The 20,366-nt window shown below is 65.1% G+C and carries 9 protein-coding genes; 8 read left to right on the top strand and 1 reads right to left on the bottom strand.

Features of this window, described 5'->3' with window-relative positions; all coding sequences use genetic code 11:
- Nucleotides 1–70 precede the first annotated feature (70 nt).
- The 8 genes from DESPR_RS12565 to DESPR_RS17445 all read left to right on the top strand — a co-directional run bounded on the left by DESPR_RS12565 (nucleotide 71) and on the right by DESPR_RS17445 (nucleotide 19,703).
- Nucleotides 71–1,519: a sigma-54-dependent transcriptional regulator gene (locus tag DESPR_RS12565; protein ID WP_015725171.1), complete on the top strand. Its 1,449-nt coding sequence runs from the start codon at nucleotides 71–73 to the stop codon at nucleotides 1,517–1,519.
- A gap of 207 nt (nucleotides 1,520–1,726) precedes the next feature.
- Nucleotides 1,727–3,739 carry a methyl-accepting chemotaxis protein gene (locus DESPR_RS12570; protein WP_015725172.1) on the top strand — a complete coding sequence of 671 codons (2,013 nt, stop codon included), beginning with the start codon at nucleotides 1,727–1,729 and terminating at the stop codon, nucleotides 3,737–3,739.
- A 70-nt stretch (nucleotides 3,740–3,809) separates the two neighbouring features.
- On the top strand, nucleotides 3,810–6,182 hold the full coding sequence (locus tag DESPR_RS12575; protein ID WP_015725173.1) for a response regulator: 2,373 nt from the start codon (nucleotides 3,810–3,812) through the stop codon (nucleotides 6,180–6,182).
- A gap of 199 nt (nucleotides 6,183–6,381) precedes the next feature.
- On the top strand, nucleotides 6,382–9,336 hold the full coding sequence (locus DESPR_RS17435; RefSeq protein ID WP_015725174.1) for a CHASE4 domain-containing protein: 2,955 nt from the start codon (nucleotides 6,382–6,384) through the stop codon (nucleotides 9,334–9,336).
- Between the two features lie 60 nt (nucleotides 9,337–9,396).
- On the top strand, nucleotides 9,397–10,500 hold the full coding sequence (locus tag DESPR_RS12585; RefSeq protein WP_015725175.1) for a polyamine ABC transporter substrate-binding protein: 1,104 nt from the start codon (nucleotides 9,397–9,399) through the stop codon (nucleotides 10,498–10,500).
- Complete coding sequence (locus DESPR_RS17440; RefSeq protein WP_015725176.1) at nucleotides 10,497–13,673, top strand: ATP-binding protein; 3,177 nt, start codon at nucleotides 10,497–10,499, stop codon at nucleotides 13,671–13,673. Before DESPR_RS12585 ends, DESPR_RS17440 begins: the two co-directional genes overlap by 4 nt.
- 13 nt (nucleotides 13,674–13,686) lie before the next feature.
- Complete coding sequence (locus DESPR_RS12595) at nucleotides 13,687–14,823, top strand: response regulator (protein ID WP_015725177.1); 1,137 nt, start codon at nucleotides 13,687–13,689, stop codon at nucleotides 14,821–14,823.
- Entirely contained in the window at nucleotides 14,823–19,703 is a 4,881-nt protein-coding gene (locus tag DESPR_RS17445; RefSeq protein WP_015725178.1) for a PAS domain S-box protein, read from the top strand. The genes DESPR_RS12595 and DESPR_RS17445 overlap by 1 nt, the downstream gene beginning before the upstream one ends.
- 151 nt (nucleotides 19,704–19,854) lie before the next feature.
- Here the strand turns inward: DESPR_RS17445 and DESPR_RS12605 are convergent, their stop codons facing one another.
- The gene (locus DESPR_RS12605; RefSeq protein WP_015725179.1) at nucleotides 19,855–20,265 is read right to left on the bottom strand and encodes a hypothetical protein; all 411 of its coding nucleotides are present in this window, start codon (nucleotides 20,263–20,265) and stop codon (nucleotides 19,855–19,857) included.
- Nucleotides 20,266–20,366: the final 101 nt, after the last annotated feature.

Below are 20,366 nucleotides of genomic sequence, written 5' to 3' on the forward strand. Positions count from 1 at the left end.
TGGCAACGGGCGGACCGGCGGCGGAACGGACGCGCCAACACCGGCAACGTGGGCAACGGATCCAACCATCATGGGAAAAATAGCCATCATCGATGACGACGCGGTGTTCCGCGTTCTTCTCGCCGAACACTGCAAGCAGCTGGGCCATGAGGCCGAACTCGCCGGCACCATCGAGGAAGGCCGATCCGTGCTCGCCGAACGACCGTTTGACCTGGTGTTTCTCGATGTCAGTCTGCCCGACGGCAATGGCCTCGATTCCCTGCCCTTCATCCAGGGGCTGCCTTCCTCGCCGGAGGTGATCATCATCACCGGCATGGGCGACGCCAACGGCGCCGAACTGGCGATCAAAAACGGCGCCTGGGATTACCTGCAAAAACCGCTCGCCCGTCAGGAGATTGTCCTTCATATCCGGCGGGCCTTGGAATATCACGAAAAAAAAATCCAGCGAACCGCCCAGATCAGCCTCAAGCGCGACGAAATCGTCGGCAAGAGCAAGGCCATCTCCGCCTGCCTCGACCAGGTGGCCCATTGCGCCGCCACCGAATCCGGGGTGCTGATCACCGGCGAAACCGGCACCGGCAAGGAACTGTTCGCCCGGGCCATCCATGCCAACAGCCAACGGGCAGCCGGGCCCTTTGTCGTGGTCGATTGCGCCAGCCTGCCGGAAACCCTGGTGGAAAGCATCCTCTTCGGCCACGTCAAGGGGGCCTTCACCGGCGCCAATAGCGACAGCAAGGGCCTGATCGAACAGGCGGATGGCGGCACCCTGTTTCTCGATGAGGCCGGCGAACTGCCGCTGGAAACCCAGAAAAATTTTCTCCGCGTGCTCCAGGAACGGGTGTTCCGCCCGGTGGGCAAGGACCGGGAACAGAAAAGCAATTTCCGCCTGATTGCCGCCACCAACCGCGATCTGCCGGCCATGGTCCGCCAGGGACAATTCCGCAGCGATCTTTTTTTCCGTCTCAACACCTTCACCATCCACCTGCCGCCCCTGCGGGAACGCGAGGGGGATATCGAGAAACTGGTGATGAGTTTCGTGTTCACCATCTGCCGCCGCAACCGGCTGCCGATCAAGGGCGTGGTTCCCGAAACCCTGGCCACCCTGGCCGCTTACCCTTGGCCGGGCAATGTCCGCGAGCTGGAAAACATTCTCGAACGGGCGATCATCGCCGATCCCACCGATCCGGTTCTCTACCCCATCCATCTGCCGCCGGAGATCCGGCTGTGCCGCATCCGCACGATGGTTTCGCGCAAAAGCGACCCCTCCGCCGCCGAGGTTTCCACCGCCGACCACGGCCAGCCCCCCTCGTTCCCCGCGCCGGAACCGCTGCCCCCCTTCAAAGAGTATCGGCGGCAGGTCACCGCTGACCTCGAAGTTCAATACCTGCGGCGGCTGCTCCGCGAGGCCGCCGGCGACATCGCCCGGGCCTGCGCCGTTTCCGGCCTGAGCCGCTCCCGCCTCTACGATTTGCTCAAAGCCCACGGTCTGGGCTGCGCTGCCGAATCCCGTCCGGAATAATCGGACCGCCCACCCATTGCTTGTCCGAAAATCCCGGACAACAGGATCACCTCCGCACCCCCACCTCTCGACCCATCGAAGCAACCATTCGATTTTAACCAACAAAACAAACCAGCCATTCTGGCACGTTTCTCGCTTTTCCTGGGCAACCGTATTCCGCTGGCCCCTGCCGCCAGCTCTCTCCCATACACGCCAGGAGGTTTGTCGATGAAAATCAATGTACATTCCATTCAGTTCAAACTGCTGACCACCGGCTTGCTGTCGGTGCTCGTGCCCCTGCTGATCGTCGGGTACTTCTCGGTGACCAAGTCGTCCAACGCCCTGATGGAGCTATCCAAGGAAAAGGCCCAGACCATGGCCGGCGACATGGCCCTGCTGGTCGGCAATCTGATGCACGCCGAAAAGGAGACGGTCGCGGCCCTGGGCGACGCGCAGATGCTGCGCACCAGCCTGGAAAAACTGGCGGGTGCGAGCGGCGAGGAGGCCAAGGAAATCCAGAAAGCCATGTTCACCTACATGCAGGGGCGCTTCAAGATACTCAATGAAAGCGGCCAGTATCAGGGCATCTACATCACCGACGCCAGCGGTCAGATCCTCACCGGCGTGCTCGACAGCGGCGAGGAGTACGGCAGGGTATCGGTGGCGGAGAACATGGACTTCAGGCAGGCCAAACAGAAGGGCGAAGCCGCCATCGGCGACATGCTCCGCTCCCAAGCCACTTCCCAGCCGGTGGTGCCCCTCGCCGCGCCGGTCCGTTCCGCCAGCACCCCGTTCCTCGGCGCGGTCGGCCTGGTGCTCAAGGCCGACTACTTCACCCGCCTGGTGGCCGAACGCAAGGTCGGCACCACCGGTTATGCCTACATGACCAACAAGGAGGGCATCATCCTGGCCCATCCCAAGGCCGAGCATGTCCTCAAGCTCGATGTCACCACCATCAAGGAAATGGCCGGCATCAACGAGCTCATGCTCTCCGGCAAGAGCGGCGTGGCCGAGTACGTGTTCACCGGCCTTGACAAGATCGCCGGCTGCGCCCCGGTGGGAGTGAACGGCTGGTCGGTGGCCGTCACCCAGAACGCGGAGGAATTCCTGCTCGCCTCGACCCGCATCCGTGACGTCACCCTGACCGTGATCGGCGTGGCCCTGGTGCTCGTGACCCTGATCCTGATCGTGTCCATCCGCCGGATCGTGCGGCCGATCAATGCCGCCGTGGCCGGGCTCAAGGACATTGCCCAGGGCGAAGGCGATTTGACCATGCGCCTGGCGGTCGTCTCCAAGGACGAGGTCGGCGAACTGGCCACCTGGTTCAACGTCTTCATCGACAAATTGCAGCATATCATCCGCGACGTGGCCGCCGGGGTGCACACCCTGTCCTCGTCCTCGACCGAGCTGTCCCAAATCTCCGAACAGATGAACCAGGGCTCGCAGCAGGCCTCGAACAAAGCCAACACCGTGGCCACCGCCGCCGAGGAAATGAGCGCCAACATGAACAACGTGGCCGCGGCCATGGAACAGTCGACCACCAACACCAACATCGTGGCCACCGCCTCGGAGGAGATGTCCTCGACCATCGGCGAGATTGCCCAGCACGCGGAAAAGGCGCGGGTCATTTCCGACAACGCCGCCAAGAAGGCCCATGACGCCACCAACAACATCAACGAACTGGGCGAATCGGCCAAGTCGATCGGCAAGGTGATCGAGACCATCACCGAAATCTCCGAGCAGGTCAACCTGCTGGCGCTCAACGCCACCATCGAGGCGGCGCGGGCCGGAGAAGCGGGCCGGGGCTTCGCGGTCGTGGCCAACGAGATCAAGGAACTGGCCAAGCAGACCGCGGCCGCGACCTACGACATCAAGGACAAGGTCGGCTCCATCCAGGGGACCACCGCCAGGACCGTGCAGCAGATTTCCGAGATCAACGAGGTCATCACCGATGTCAACGAGGTGGTGGGCAGCATCGCCACCGCGGTGGAGGAGCAGACCGCGGCCACGGCGGAGATCGCCAGCAACGTCAATCAGATGGCCCAGGGGATCAACGAGGTCAACGAGAACGTCAACCAGAGCTCGGTGGTGGCCACCGAGATCGCCCGTGAAATCAGCGATGTCAGCACCATTGCCGGGGAGATGTTCACCAGCAGCTCCCAGGTGAGCACCAGCGCCCATGATCTCTCGGCCCTGGCCGAACAGCTCAACCAGATGGTCGGCCAATTCAAGACCGAGTAGGACGGCAAGCGATGAACCAGCAACCACGGCGGTTTTGCACGCACTTGCAGCCAAACGACCGGACACGGCCATGATCACCAACCTCGGCAAACGGTTCTTTGTCCCCACCCTGATCGCGATCGCGGTCGGGGTGGCGGTCATGTTGACGGCGGTGACGTTCAATGCCAAGGCGGCGCAGGAGGAATTGCGCAGACGGCTGCAACGGGAGACACTGTTGGCGGCCCGACTGATCGACAGCTGGCTGCAGGCGCAGCTGATCGACCTGACCCTCTGGTCCCGGCAGGAATCGGTGGTCAGGGCCCTGGAGGAAGGAGACACGCCCGAGGAGAACCTGCGGGCGGCTCACCGGTTTCTCGACACCCAGCGGGCCGGCCACCCGTTTTACGAAGCCTCGTTCCTCACCGATGCCCGGGGCCTGGTCATCGCCTTTGCCGCCGACCAGGCCCAGCCCCTCGCCGACCTCGAAATAGGAGATCGGGCCTATGTGCGGCAAACCTTGGAGGGCAGCCAGGTGGTGTCACCGGTTCTGGTCAGCAGACTCAGCGGCAAGCGGTCGTTCGCGATCACCGCGCCGGTCACCGCCGGCGGCCGGACGATCGGCCTGGTTGGCGGCATGGTCGACCTGGCGACGCTTAAACGCCTGTTCATCAACGATTTCAAATTGATCCCCAACGGGTTCGCCCTGCTCGCCGACAGCAGCGGCCAAGTCATCGCCAGTTCCCGGGACAACGAGCAAACCCTGTCCCGGTTCGGCAACTTCGCCCAACGGATCACCGGCGGCGGCGAGGGCGTCTTCTCCCAGCCCATCGACAACACCGAAACCCTGACCGCCTTCCGGCGATTGCATCACGCCGACTGGTCCCTGGCGGTCAATCAGCCGCTGGACGCCTCCCTGCGGCCGTTCCTCCGGGCGGGACAGATCAGCATCGTCGCCTCCCTGGTGGTGCTGGCCGGCCTTTCCCTGGTCAGCCTCGCCCTGTTCCGCCGCCTGATCACCCGCCGGATACGGGCCATGCTGCCGGTGATCGCCCAGGTCAAGGAGGGCGACCTGAACAGCCGCATTGCCTTGGACGACGCCCAGGAGGACGAGGTTTCGCTGGTGATCGCCTCGTTCAACGAAATGATCGGCCAGCTGCAGACAAACATCGCCGCCCTCAACAAGGAAATCCGCCTGCGCAGCGACAGCGAACAGATGCTCGCCTATCATCAGGAACATCTCGAACAGCTGGTCGCCGAGCGGAGCCGGGAGCTGGAGAGCGCGATCATCGAACGCAAACAGATGGAGGAACGGCTGGCCCGGGTGGAAAAACTGGAGCTGATCGGCACCCTGGCCGGCGGGGTTGCCCACGACCTCAACAACATCCTCTCGGGCATCATCACCTATCCGGACCTGCTGCTGCTCAAACTGCCCGATGACAGCCCGCTGGTCAAGCCGCTGCGCTCCATCAAGCTCTCCGGCGAGAAGGCGGCGGCCACCATCCAAGATCTGCTGATCCTGGCCCGGCGCGGCATCGCCACCAAGCAGCCGGTCTCGCTCAACGCCGTGGTCGAGGAGTACCTCCGTGGCCAGGAATACCAGCAACTGTGCAAGCGCCGGCCCGGACTGGAGCTGCGCGTCGACCTCGGCCCCGACCTGTCCCCCATTCTCGGCTCGCCGCTCCACCTGGCCAAGACCGTGGCCAATCTGGTGAACAACGCCGCCGAATCGATGCCCCAGGCAGGAATCATCCACCTGGCCACCGCCAACCGGCCTATCGAGGCGCCGCTGGCCCTCTACGAACAAATCGAGCCGGGCCGTTATGTGGTGCTCGAGGTCCACGACCAGGGCGCCGCCCTTGCGCCGCATGACCTGACACGGATCTTCGAGCCCTTCCACACCAGCAAGAAAATGGGCCGGGGCGGAACCGGCCTGGGCATGGCCGTGGTCTGGGGCACGGTCAAGGACCACGATGGCTTCGTGGACTGCGAGAGCCGGGCGGATACGGGCAACCGCTTTTCCCTGTTCTTCCCCGTCACCGACGCGATGCCGCGCCCTGAGCCCCGGCAACCGGTGGCCACCATCGAAAGTCCCGGCCCACACGAGCGGGTGCTGATCGTCGATGACTCTGCGGAGCAGCGCGAGCTCGTCCTGGTCACCCTCAAGGAACTAGGCTACACCGCCGTGGCGGCCGCCAGCGGCGAACAGGGGATGGAACTGCTCAAACAGGACCGGTTCGATCTCGTCCTGCTCGACATGATCCTCGGGCAGGGCATGGACGGCCTGGACACCTACCGGCAGATCCTGGCCCATGCGCCCGAGCAGAAGGTGCTCATCGTCAGCGGCTATGCCGAAAACCAGCGGATCGCCGAAGCCTTGCGGCTCGGAGCGCGGGGCTATGTGAAAAAACCCTACACGGTGGTCGAACTGGCCCAGGCCATGCGCCGGGCTCTCGCGCACCCCTGAGCGGGGTCGGCCATCGGATAACTGCTCATCGTGACAAGCTGTTGGAAGAAATGATGCAATCAGGTACGATCACCACCAAAAGCAGCCCGGCAGGCACAGGCGGCCGCGCGTTCCAGGCCAAACCGGCGGACCGCCATGGACAGGCGGCAAGCGGACCGGTATCGCCCCCCACTCCACTCTTCCCTTGGGTTGTGCGCCTATGAACCCCACCCATCCCGGCATTCTCGCCAAGACCCTGTTGCTCATCAGCCTGTCGGTCTGCGGCCTCACGGCCGGCTTCATCGCCTTTTCCTACGGCCTGGTGGTCGACCGCTTCCAGAGCCTGGAGAGCGAGGAAACCTCGGTCAACCTCGAACGGGTGGTCAGAGAACTGGAAAACAAGCTCTACCGGGTCGAATCCTCGGTGTCCGATTGGGCGCCCTGGGACGAGACCGCCGTGTTCATCCAGCAGCTCAACGACGACTACAAGGACAAAAACCTTCGGCCGGACCCCTTCCAGACCCTGGACCTCAACTTCATGCTCTTTTTCAACGCCGCCGGCTCCCTGGTGCACAGCCAGTTCCACAACCTGGACACGGGGCAGGCCGCTGCCAGCGACCCGGCGGTGATCCAAGCCATCCAGGCACTGCCCCCGCTGTTCCGCCACGCCTCGGCCAAGGACCAGACATCCGGCATGGTGGTCACCCCCACCGGTATGGCCCTGGTGGCCTCAGCGCCGATCGTCACCAGCACCTTCGAAGGCCCCATCCTCGGCACCCTGGTGTTCGGCCGCTACCTTGACAAACAGGTCGTGGCCCAGATCAGTGCCCAGACCCAGTTGGCTGTCCGGACACATGCCCCGCTGATCCACCAGCAGCTGTTCACCGAGGCCGCCGTCCGCCCACCGCACGCCCCCCTGAGCCGCCAGTTTGCCGTGCGCGTGGCCGATGGCGGCACCGTCAACGGCTACGCGCTGATCAACGACCTGGCGGACCGGCCCGGACTGGTGTTTGAAATCGCCCAGGAACGGAAGCTCTTTCGCCAGGGCGTGACCATGTGGCGGCAGCATGCGCTGTTCTCGCTCCTGCTTGGCCTGGTGTTCATCCTTGTCCTGGTGGTGCTGCTGAACAGGGGGATCCTGCGGCACCTGACCCGCCTGACCAGCGAAGTGGGCGCCATCGCCGTCAGCGGCCGCCACGACGGCCGGGTCACGGTGAGCAGCCAGGACGAAATCGGCGAGCTCGCCATCCAGATCAACACCATGCTGGAATCGCTGCATTGGCTGCAGCGGCAGCGCGAGGACAACGAACGGCACCTGCAGACCATCATCGATTCGATTCACTGCGGGATCATGATCGTCGATGCCGAAAACCGCCACATCCTGTCGATCAACAGGACCGGGGCCGCCATGCTCAACCGTTCGCCCGAGGCGGTGATCGGCCAGGTCTGCCATCAGTTTGCCTGTCCGCAGCAGCAGCACGACTGCCCGGTGCTGGATAGGGGCGAGCAGGTTGACCTGAGCGAGCGCAGCCTGCTGCGCGCCGACAACAGTCTGTTGCCGGTGCTCAAGAGCGTGGCGGTGATCGAGAAGGAGGGCCGCCAGCTGCTGATCGAAAGCTTCATCGACATCAGCGGCCTGAAGCAGGTGCAAGAGAAACTGCGAATCAACGAGCTGAAATATCGACAATTTTTCGAGGATGACCTGACCGGCAAGTTCCTCGGCGACATCGATGGTCAGATTCTCGACTGCAACCGGGCCTTTGCCGAAATGCTCGGCTACCAGGAGGTGAATGAAGTCAAGGGCGTCAGCTTCCGCCAGCATTATTTCATCGCCGGCAACCGCGCCGACAAGCTGCAACGCCTGACCAAGAGCGGGAAACTGATACGCGACGAGGAAATTCTCCGCCACCGCGACGGCTCGCCGATCTACTGTATCGGCAACATCGTCGGCGAATTCGACGAACAGGGGCAGTTGATCCACATCCGGGGATATGTCATGGACGACACCAAACGGGTGCTGCTTGAACAGGAGGTCCGCCAAGCGCAGAAGCTGGAGGCCATCGGCACCATGGCCGGCGGCATCGCCCATGATTTCAACAACATTCTCGCCGGGATCATGGGCTATGCCGAACTGATCCTCCGCGACCTCGAGCAACAGCCGCAGGCCCGCCACCAGCAGCTGCTGCGCAATATCCTCTCGGCCGGAGAACGGGCCAGGGCCCTGATCCACAAGATTCTCACCTTCAGCCGGCAGGCGGAAAGCGAACCGCAGCCGATCCGGCTGCAACAGACGATCGACGATGCGGTCGACCTGATCCGCGCCAGCCTGCCGAGCACCATCGCCATCGAACATCGTTCCGATTCCCGGGCCACGGTTCTGGCCGACCCGATTCAGATCCACCAGGTGTTCATGAACCTGTGCACCAACGCCGGCCATGCGATGAAGGAGAGCGGCGGCACCCTGACCATCAGCCTGGAGGACGTGACCCTCGACAGCCAATTCACCAGCGACCACCCGGAACTGCGGCCCGGCGAATATGTGCGGGTCGAGGTCAGCGACAGCGGCGAGGGCATCCCGGAGCATCTGCTCGGCCGCATTTTCGATCCATTCTTCACCACCAAGAAGAAAGGAGAAGGCACCGGCCTGGGCCTGGCGATGGTGCACGGCATCGTCAGCTCGATGCACGGCCTGATCCAGGTTGCCTCCCAGCCCGGACAGGGCACCCGGTTCACCATTCATCTGCCGATCGTCCAGGAAACCGGGGACAAGGCGCCAGCCGCTCCCCAGACCGTGCCCACGGGCAGCGAGCACGTGGTCTATGTCGATGACGAGGAATTTCTGGTGGACATCGGCACCGAGATTCTGCGCGGCTTGGGCTATCTGGTGACCGGGTTCACCGACAGCGACCTGGCGCTTGGATATCTGCTCGCCCACGAGGGCGAGGTGGATCTGGTGATTTCGGACATGACCATGCCCAAACTCACCGGTCTGGACCTGGCCCGCAACCTGCAAGAACTCGACGCTCCGCCGCCGGTGATCATCTGCACCGGCCACAACGAGGGCATGACCACGACCGATCTCGCCCCCTTGGGCGTGCGCGAGATGCTGCTCAAGCCGATCACGGTCAACAAGCTGGCGGAGGCGGTCCGCCGGGTGCTGGACGCCGGGGCGTAAGAATCATCACCCGCGCCTGACCGAGCCTCCGGCAGGCCGATATTCAAGGAGAACAAGCCCATGCTGTTGTCCCGCTGGATCCTCCATTGCTGTGTGCTGGCGCTGTGCGGCTGTCTCGCGGCCGGCTGCCGGCCAGACGACCCCCAGCCGTCCTCGGCGCCCCCCCGCCTGGCCCGGGAACTGGCGTTGTACAACTGGCCCGATGATATCCCCCGGTCGGTGCTGGAGGCCTTCACCCGGGAATTCGGGGTCAAGGTGGTCTATCAGACCTTCCAATCCCAGGAAGAAGCGGTGGCCGCGCTCCTCGACGGCAAGGTGTATGACGTGGCGGTGCTGGAAAATCCGTTCATTCCCCCTCTGGTGGCGGCCAACCGCCTCAAGGAGCTCAATTTCCGCCACATCCCCAATTTTCGCAACATCTCGGCCAATTTCCGCGATCTGGCCGCCGATCCGGGCAACCGCTACACCGTGCCCTATCATTACGGCACCACCGGCCTGCTGGTCCGCACCGATCTCGTTGGCCAGACGGTGCGCCGCTGGAGTGATCTGTGGCAGCCGCGCCTCCAGGGCAAGGTGGCCATGCGCGCCCAAAGCAGGGAACTGCTCGGCCTGACCCTGCTTTCCCTCGGATACAGTCTGAATTCGGAGAAACCGAGCGAGATCGATGCCGCCGTGGAACGGTTGATCGCCCTGAAACCCCAGGTCCGCTGGGTCGAGGTCGACACGCCCAAGGCGGTGGCCAAACTGCTCGACGGCTCCGCCCCTGTTCTCCTGGGCTGGCCCATGGATTATCAGGTGGCCCATGCGGCCAACCCGGCGGTGGCCTACATCCTGCCCGAGGAAGGAACCGCCCTGTGGAGTGACAACTATGTGATCCCGGCCAGCAGCCCCAACGTCTACACCGCCGAGGTGTTCATCAATTTTCTGCTCCGCCCCGAGATCAGCGCCCAGATCGTCAACGAGCGCAGCTATCCCACGGCCAACGAGGCCGCCCTGGACCTGATCAAGCCCGAGGTGCGCAACGATCCGGTCATTTTCCCGCCGGCCGAGGCGCTGCGGCGGGCCCATTTTTATCGCCCCCTGAGCCGGGAAGGAGAAACCCTCTACCAGCGAGCCTGGGATCGTTTCCTCGCCGCGCCTCCGGCCCTGGACGGGCAGCCATGAACCCGGACCGCGTGCCCGTGCCAAAAGTGTCCGCCGAACCCTCGGCCGGCTTCCTCGGCCGCAGCCTGCGGCGGCAACTGCTGGTGGTGTTCGGATCGGCCATGGGGCTGCTGCTGGTCGTCAGTCTCGCCGGCATTTTTTTCCTGGTGCGCACCACCGAACGGCAAGGCTGGATCGGCCGCCAGCACGAAGCAACCCAGCGGGTGGTGCACACGGTCGGCGAGTTCATGCAGCGGCAGCAGGAGGTGCTGCGCACCGTGGATCTGCTGGCGGGGGATCAACCAGGGGACACGGGCGCCACCCTGACCCAGCTCCTGCGCGAGCAGCCGATCATCAAGGAGCTGATCCAGGTCGATGCCGACGGCCGGGTTCTCGCCCGCGCCTCGACCGATGCGCCGGTGCTGGCCGACCTGTTCACCGTCGCCCAGGCCAACTGGTTCGTCACCGCCCGCCGGGGAGACACCTATATCGGCGACATGCAGTTGTCCGCGGCCACGGAGCCCTACGCGGTCTTTGCCGTGCCCGCCTCCCGGGGCGGGGTGATCGCCTGCCGTCTGCGGGTCGATCGTTTCAGCCAGCTGGTGGCAGAGCTCCATTTCGGCCGCGGCGGCATCTCCTATCTGGTCAGCCGCGAAGGCCGGGTCATCGCCCACAGCGGCTCCCGCCTGATTCCAGGCGCCCACGAACAGGGCCATCACCATCACCTGCTCGACCTGATCCGCACCACGGTCGACAGCTGGTCGGGCACCTATCAGAACTTCAACGGCCACTGGGTGGTGGGCACCATCGCCGCCGTGCCCGGCACCCCGTGGATGGCGGTCACCGAGCTTCCCCTGGAGGAGGCCCATGCGGCCAGCTGGCGGGCGCTGTGGACCCTGTTCATCGCCGCCCTGATCATCACCGCCACCCTCACCGTCCTGGTCACCTGGCTGCTCAAGCGTCAGTTCCTTGGCCCGCTCGAACAGTTGCAGCAGGGCGTGACGCAGATCGGCCACGGGGCGCTCGACCACCGCATTGTCCTTGCCGGGCCCTCCGAATACCTCCATCTCGCCGGGGCCTTCAACCACATGGCCGCCACCCTGCAGCAACGGGAAGCGCAGCTGGCCGAACAGAACAGGGCCATGCAGGCCAGCGAGGCCCGGTACCGCGCCATTGTCGAGGACCAGACCGAACTGGTCTGCCGCTATCTGCCCACCGGCGACATCACCTTTGCCAACGAAGCCTTCTGCCGCTATTTCGACAGACCGCGCGACCAACTCGACGGCGTTGATTGCCGCCAGATGCTCTCCCCGGACAACCCGGAGGCAGCGCTGCGGCTGCTGGACACGCTGTGCCCGGCGCATCCGGTGGCACGTTCCGAGCATCGCCTCGTCCGGCCCGACGGCGAGATTCGCTGGCTGCACTGGACCAATCGGGCGATCTTCGACGACCGGGGCAACCTGGTGGAGTATGCCGGGGTCGGCCACGACGTCACCGAACGAAAGCAGACGGCCGAGGCCCTGCTCCGCACCAAGGAGGAAGCGGAGGCGGCCAATCGGGCCAAATCGCGGTTTCTCGCCAACATGAGCCACGAGATCCGCACGCCGCTGAACGCGATCATCGGCATGACCCACCTGGCCATGCACACACGGGAGGACGACAAACGGCAGCGGTTCCTCGCCACCGTGGCCCACGCCGCCGACAGTCTGCTCGGCCTGCTCAACGACATTCTCGACATTTCCAAGATGGAGGCCGGCCAGCTGTCCCTGGCCACGGAGCCGTTCGACCCGCGCCGGCTGGTCGAGGCCTCGGTTGCGACCCTGGCCGCCCAGGCCAGCGAAAAGGGCTTGGATCTGCGGCTGCACCTCGGCCCCGCCCTGCCCGACTGCCTGCTCGGCGATGCCCTGCGGCTGCGGCAGATCCTGCTCAACCTGCTCGGCAACGCGGTCAAGTTCACCCCGGCCGGCACCATCACCCTGGAGGCCTTTGCCGAAGAGGCGGAGGATGCCGACAACCGGGTCTATCTCCATCTGCGGGTCACCGACACCGGCATCGGCATCCCGGCGGAAAAACTGGAGTTGATCTTCAACCGCTTTGAACAGGCGGATAACTCCTATGGCCGGCAGTATGGCGGCGCCGGCCTGGGGCTGTCCATCAGCGCCCAGCTGGCCGCCCTGATGCACGGTCGCCTTTGGGCGGAAAGCCGGGAAAACCAGGGCAGCACCTTCCACTGCCTCATCCCCTTCCCGCGCTGCGCGTGGCCGGCCGAGGCGAACGGGGCCGACAACGAAACCGGCACGGCTCCGGCTGTGTCCCGCCTGCGCATCCTGGTGGTCGATGACAACGAAGTCAATCGGGACGTGGCCGCCATGACCCTGGAACGCAACCACGCGGTCACCACCGCCGACAACGGCCTGGAGGCGTTGCGCACCCTGGCCGCCGAACCTGTCGACCTCGTGCTCATGGATGTGCAGATGCCGGTGATGGATGGTTTGGCGACCACGACGGTGATCCGGGCCATCGAACAGGGCCGCCCCCTTCCGGTCGAGTTGCCCGACAACCTGGGACCGGCCCTCGCCGCCCGCCTGACCGGCCGTCGGCTGCCGATCATGGCCATGACCGCCCACGCCATGGACGGCGACCGCGACATGTGCCTCCAGGCCGGCATGGACGCCTATGTGACCAAGCCGTTCCAGCCCGACCAACTGACCATGGTGGTCGGTTCGCTGGCCCTGTCCCGCCCGGACGATGCCGCACGTGCGGCTGTCGACGCCCCGCAGCAGCCGCCGGCCGTGTCTGTCCCCCAGAGCGTGGAACCGACCGCCGAGGCGGTGACCGCCTATCTCCTGGCCACCACCCTCCTGGAAACGGACCAGGTGGCAAAAATCCTCGCCGCGGTGCGGACCAGCATGGCCGAACACCTGGACGCGGCCGATCACGCCTTCCGGACGGACGACCTCGATGGCGTGGCCCGGGCCGCCCACACCCTCAAGGGCACCCTGATGCAGTGCGGCCTGGAGGTCTGGGCACGAATGGCCCAGGAGATCGTCGCCGCCATCAGAACCACCCAGGTCCTGCCGCCCGCCGACCTGCTGGCCGACCTGCGCCAGGGCCTGGCCGAGCTGCTCGCCCCGGAACGGCCGGCGGACAGCGGCGGCCAAACCACCCCTTCGCGGCCTCACACGGTTGCCTGACCAAGGGACATCCATGGAAACGCCCATTGTCCTTGTTGTCGATGACGAACCGACCAACCTGGCGGTGCTCGCCAACCTGCTGCGGCCGTTGTATACGGTGCGCGCCTGCAAATCCGGCGAACAGGCGCTGGCGGCGGCCATCCGCGAACCCCGGCCGGATCTGATCCTCCTGGATGTGATGATGCCCGGCATGGATGGCTTCTCCGTGCTCCACCGCTTGCGGCAGCATGAACACTCCAGGGATATTCCGGTCATCTTCGTCACCGCGCTCAGCGATGAACTCGACGAGGAGCACGGCCTGCGGCTGGGGGCGGTGGACTACATCACCAAGCCGATCAAACCGGCGGTGGTGCTCTCCCGCGTCCAGGTCCACGTGGAGGTCAAGCAGGCCCGTGACCGGCTGAAGAGTCACAATGCCTGGCTGGAAACCGAGGTGGCGCGGCGGATGCAGGAAAACGTGCTCATCCAGGATGTCAGTCTGGCGGCCATGGCCCAGCTGGCGGAAACGCGGGATTCCGATCTCGGCAACCATATTGCCCGCACCCGGGCCTACGTGGAGACCCTGGCCCGCCGCCTCCAGCCCCATCCGCGCTTCGCCCGCGACCTGGACGAACTCAATCTGACCCGCATCGTCAAGGCTTCGCCGCTCCACGACATCGGCAAGATCGGCATTCCCGACCGTATCCTGCTCAAACCCGGCCCGCTGACGCCGGCGGAATGGGCCATCATGCAGACCCACTGCCGGATCGGCGGCAATGCCATTGAACGGGCCATGAACACCACCCTGCGCCAATACGCGGACAGACCCGATCAGGCCAAACCCGAAGCGTTGATGTTTCTTGAGGTGGCCAAGGATATCGCCATCAGCCATCACGAGCGCTGGGACGGCTCCGGCTATCCCGATGGCCTGGCGGGGGAGGCCATCCCGCTGGCGGCCCGCTTGATGGCCCTGGCCGACGTGTTCGACGCCCTGACCACCGAGCGCGTCTACAAGAAGCCCTGGCCGGTCGAAGCCGCCGTGGCCCTGGTCCGCGAGCAGAAGAACCGCCACTTCGATCCGGATATCGTCGAGGCCTTCGAGGCCGAACTCGACACCTTGGTCGCCATTCAACACCGACTCACCGATCGCTGCCCCGGAGGCCTGACCTGATGGACATCCCAGCCGCTCATGACAGGCACAACGAACAGGGGACCGCAATGCTGGAGCAGGCCCCCTGCCCCCTGCTGATCACCCGCATGGACGACGGCCGCCTCCTGTACTGCAATGTCCGGGCAAGGCAGCTGTTCGGCCTGGACGGGGAAACGTGCCGCCTGGTGTCGATCGAACAGTTCTATCACCATCCCGCCGATCGGGCCGATCTGCTCGATACCCTGCGGCACGACGGGTTTGTGGTTGAACGGGAACAGGAGTTTGTGGATCGTCAGGGCAGAGCCTTCCCCGCCCTGGTGTCATCGACGCTGGTGGAGTACGGCACCCAGCCGGCCCTGCTGAGCGTGATCACCGACATCAGTCAACGCCGCCAGGCCGAACAGGCCCTGCAGCAGGAACGCGCCCAACTGCGTGCCCGCACCGAACGCCTCCAGCTGCACAACCAGCTGCTCGGCCGTCTGTCCACCGCCCAAACCGCCATCGATGGCGACCTGCCGGCCTTTGCCCGCGAGGTGACCGAGCTGTTGGCCGAGTCCCTCGATATCGCCCGGGTTTCGGTCTGGATGTTTAGGGAGACAGACGATGCGGCCGGCCAGCTCATTTGCCTCGACCTCTACGAGCAGGCCAGCCGCACCCACACCCGGGGCCAGATCCTGCACGGGGAAATGTTCCGCCGCGAACTGCCCGAACTCGCCACCCGCCGGTTCGTGGCCGCCAGCGACCCGCTGAGCGATCCACGAACCGCAGCCTATGGCCCTGCCTACCTGACGCCCCTGGGCATCACTTCCCTGCTGGACTGCGGCATTGTATCCGGCGGCCGCACCCGGGGGGTGATCTGCTTCGAACATGTCCGCCGTCCCCACTATTGGGAGGCGGATGAAATCGCTTTTGGCTGCCAGGTCGCCGATCAGCTGGGCATGGTGCTGCTCACCGACGAGCGGCTGCAAGTGGTCCAATCGCTGCACCGCAGCGAGCAGCTTCTCAAACAGGCCCAGGAAGTGGCCCAGACCGGGTACTGGCATTTTGACTTCGCCACCCGGACCCTGTCGCTGTCCGACGAAACCTACCGCATCTTCGACGCGCCCGAGGGGTCCATGCGCTCGATCGAAGCCTTTAACCGGATGGTTCCGCCCGAGGACCGCCCCCTGATCGAGCAGCAATGGCGTATTGCCCGCCAAGGCGCGCCCTACCGGGTTCGTCATCGAATCCTGGTCGGCGGCGTGGTCAAATGGCTCGAGGAGCGGGCCAGCATCGAATTCGATGGCCAGGGAAAACCAATCCAGGCCCTGGGCACGACCCAGGACATCACCCGGCAGATGGAAGACCAGTTCCGGCTTGAGCGCCTCAACCGGGTGTATGCCATGCTCGGCCACAGCAACGAGGCCATTGCCCGTGTTCGCGATCCCGAACGGCTGTTCGCGGAAATCTGCCACATCGTAGTGAATGAGGGCGGATTCGACGCCGCCTGGATCGGCCAGGCCAATGCAAATGGACAGATAGCGGTCCTGGCCCGGGTGGGATTGGACGACGACGCCCTGGCCCGGCTCGACCTGTCGCTCGCCGGCGTGTCACCCGCGGCCCGAGCCCTGCGCGCCGGCACGACCCAGCTTGATGACCAGGCCATGGAAACGCGGCCCATCGACCGCAGCCCCGAGGATGCCGCCACCGGCGCCACCCACCCCTCGTCCGCCGCCTTTCCCGTTCTGATCGACGACGAGCCGCGCATCGTCCTCCATATCCACGCCCAGGACAAGCACCGATTCGACGATCAGCACATCGAGCTGTTTGCCCGCCTTGCCGGCAATCTCGGCATTGCCCTGGAATTGGCGGCCGCGCGCGCCGCCGAACTCAACGCGGTCAACGAGCGGCTGCGCGTGAGCGAGGAGCGCCACGCCTTTGCCCTTGAGGCCTCCAACGACGGTTTGTGGGACTGGGATCTCGATACCGGCCGAGTGTACTGCAGCCCCTCCTTTTTCACCATGCTGGGATATACCCCTGGGGAACTTGTGCCCCACATCCAAAGCTGGCACGAATTGGTCCATCCCGACGATCGCGCATGGGTATCGGCCGAGGCCTACCGGCGGATTGCCGAGGAAGGCGGCTTTGAGCTCGAATACCGTTCTCGCACCAAGGACGGCCGCTCGCTCTGGGTGCTGAGCCGGGGCAAGGTGGTGGCCCGCGCCCCTGACGGCCGTCCCCTGCGGGTGGTGGGGGTCCACACCGACCTCACCACCCACAAGCGCATCGAACTGGAGTTGCGCACCGTTGCCGAGGAGCAGCAGGCGATCCTCAATGCCGCGCCCGTGGGCATCTGCTTTATCAAGGACCGGACGGTCGTCCGCTGCAACCGCAAACTCGAGGAGATTTTCGGTCATGCGCCCGGTGCCATGGCCGGAACCAGCACTCTCCCCTGGTACGAAAGCGAGGCCGAATACCAGGAGATCGGCCGCACCATTGCCCATGCGCTCAAGGAACAGGCCCTATTTCACGCCGAGCGCCAGCTCGTGCGTCAGGATGGCAGCCGCTTCTGGGCGCGGATGACGGCCCAGGCCCTTGCCCCCGGGGACCTCAGCAAAGGACTGGTGGGCATGCTCGAGGACATCACCGATGAACGCGAGGCCTCGGCGGCCTTGCACGCGGCCAAGGAACGGGCCGAGGCGGCGACCCGGGCCAAATCGGAATTCCTGGCCAACATGAGCCACGAGATCCGCACGCCGATGAATGCCATCCTCGGCTTTGCCCACCTGATCAAGCGCGATCCCCTCACCCCCTCGCAGTTGGCCCAATTGGAGAAACTCTCCGCCGCCACCCACCATCTGCTCAACATCATCAACGACATTCTCGACATCTCCAAGATCGAAGCCAACAAAATGGAGCTCGGCGTCGAAGATTTCGATCTGGCGCGGATCATCGACCGGATCGCCGCCCTGGTCGCGGATTCGGTTTTGGCGAAACATCTGGAGCTGTTCGTCGATCTCGACCATGTGCCGTCCATGCTGCGCGGCGACGGGTCCCGCCTGGGTCAGATCCTGCTCAATGTCGTCAGCAACGCCATCAAGTTCACCGAACAGGGGGCGGTCGACATCACGGTCCGCGTTGTCGATGCCAGGGAGGACAGGCCGGTCCTGCGTTTCGAGATCAGGGACACGGGCATCGGCATGAGCGCCGAGCAGGTGGAACGGGCCTTCCTGCCCTTTGAACAGGCGGACAGCTCCATGACCCGCCGATTCGGCGGCACGGGCCTGGGGCTGACCATCAGCCGGCAACTGGTCGAACTGATGGGCGGCCGCATGGGCGTGGAAAGCGAACTCGGTCACGGCACGCTGTGCTGGCTGGAGATTCCCTTCGAGGTATCACCGCAAGCGCCTGCCGCGATGGGCACAGGCGAAGGGTTTGCGGCCCTGCGGGCGCTGGTCATCGACGATTGCCAGGCGTCGCGGGAGATTCTCGCCGCCATGCTGCGCACACTGGGCATGCGGGTGACAACGGCGGCCTCCGGTGCAGGCGGACTCGACGAACTCAGGCGCGGATTCGGGGAAACGGGGAAGTACGATCTCCTGATCGTCGATTGGCACCTGGCGGGGATGAGCGGCCTGGAAATCCTGCACCGGGTGCGGAACCTCGACCAAGCCCGGCGGCCGCCCCTGGTCATGATCGCCGCCTATGGCGGTCAGGTGCCGGGGGAGGCGGTTGCCCGGAGCGGGGCCTGCAAGGTGCTCGCCAAACCCGTCACCCCTTCACTGCTCCATGACGCCCTGGCGGAAACGGTGCCACCCGTGGCGCGGCGGGAACCGCCCCTGTCCGCAACCGAACGGGAACTGGCCAGACGGCGCGGCGCCCACATCCTGCTGGTCGAGGATAACATGGTCAACCAGGAGGTGGCCTGCCTGCTGCTGGAAGGCATGGGCATGCGGGTGAGCCACGCCGACAATGGCAAATCCGCGGTCGAGATGGTGGACAAGACCTCCTTTGACCTGGTGCTGATGGACATCCAGATGCCGATCATGAACGGGTTGCAGGCCACCGCGGCCATCCGCCGGTTGCCCGGCGGCCGCTCGCTCCCCATCTTGGCCATGACCGCCAATGCCTTCAACGAGGATCGGGAACAAAGCCTGCGGGCCGGCATGAACGATCACATCGCCAAACCGATCGAACTGGCCAAGCTCCATGAACTGCTGATCAAATGGCTGCCGCCGCGCCAGGACCTGCCGGCCGCTGCTGGAGGCGATCCCCCGCTGCTCCCCGGCGATGCCCGCCTGCGGCAAACGGATCTGCTGGCCCGGCTCCAGGCCGTTGACGGCCTGGAGGCCACGGCCGGCCTGAAGCTGCTCAGGGGGGACGCTTCCCGGTATGTGCAGGTGCTGCGCCAATTTGTCGATCAGCACGGTCAGGACGGCATAGAGCTGGCGCGGCAGGCGAAAAGCGGCGCGTTCGGGGCCATCCGCCAGACCGCGCACGCGCTCAAGGGAGCGGCCGGCACCCTCGGCGCCCGCAGGATCGAACAGCTGGCCGCCGATCTGGAACGACTGGCACACGGCGGCTCCGACACCGCCAGCCTGCGCAACCGCATCGATCTGGTGGGCGCGGCGTTGACCGACCTGGTGGGAACGGTGCGGGAGCTTGCCAAGAGCGTCCCTTCGGTGGCCGAGGCGGCCGTGGTCGACCGGCAACAGGTGGAGGAAGTCCTGGCCGCCCTGGAGTCGCTGCTCGGCCGCGACGACACGTCGGCCAACGAGGTGTTCGACCAGGCGCAACCGCAGCTGCTGGCGGCCTTTGGCGAGCAGGCCCGCAGGCTGGGCAGGCAGATTCACGATTTTGATTACGCCGATGCCCTGCGCGCCATCCGTGGGCTGCGAGGGGAACAGGCGGGCCAACCCTGACCTGGGAAGGCGGTTGAAGCGAAAAACCTCGAGGAACAGAGCGTTAAAAGGCGGGAACAGCAAGTTCCGCGCGGCCCGATGACGAACGGACCGGGCGGAACCGCGAACTGCAGGAGGCAGCGCCGCCAGCGGCGCCGCTGCGTTTCAGGCCTCAATCATGCTGCCAGCGATTCGAGCCGGGAGCGGGGCACCTGGACGAATCGGAGGATCTGATCGACCGCACCCGGCCGTCGGCGGCATCCATCTGGATGCACTGATCAGTTTTATAATTATACCACCAGCTTCTGGTGCCCTGCCGGCTTTTCTTCTGATCCATCCGCTCAAATCCGCGGCGGCGCAGCTCATTGCGGGCATGGTCGGTGGACCGGTTGTCCAGGTCGTTGACATACACTGGCCGGCGATACCCGTACTCCCGGTCGTAACGGCTCCGCGAATCGTATCGACGGTCATCGTAATAACCCTGTTCCGCCGGCACCACGCAGCCGGCCAGGGTGAACAGGCCTGCCGCCGCCAACAGCATGGCCCCCCAGCGAATACCTGATTGTTGCTCGTGTCTCTCCATGCCTGCCTCCTGGTTGTCAACCCTGCCCTCATGCCGGGCGGTGTGGGTGGATGTGTGCATTCACTTTGCCACAAACGCGGCGGATTGGCAAATCACCCACG

The organism is Desulfobulbus propionicus DSM 2032, assembly GCF_000186885.1.
GTDB classification, from domain to species: domain Bacteria; phylum Desulfobacterota; class Desulfobulbia; order Desulfobulbales; family Desulfobulbaceae; genus Desulfobulbus; species Desulfobulbus propionicus.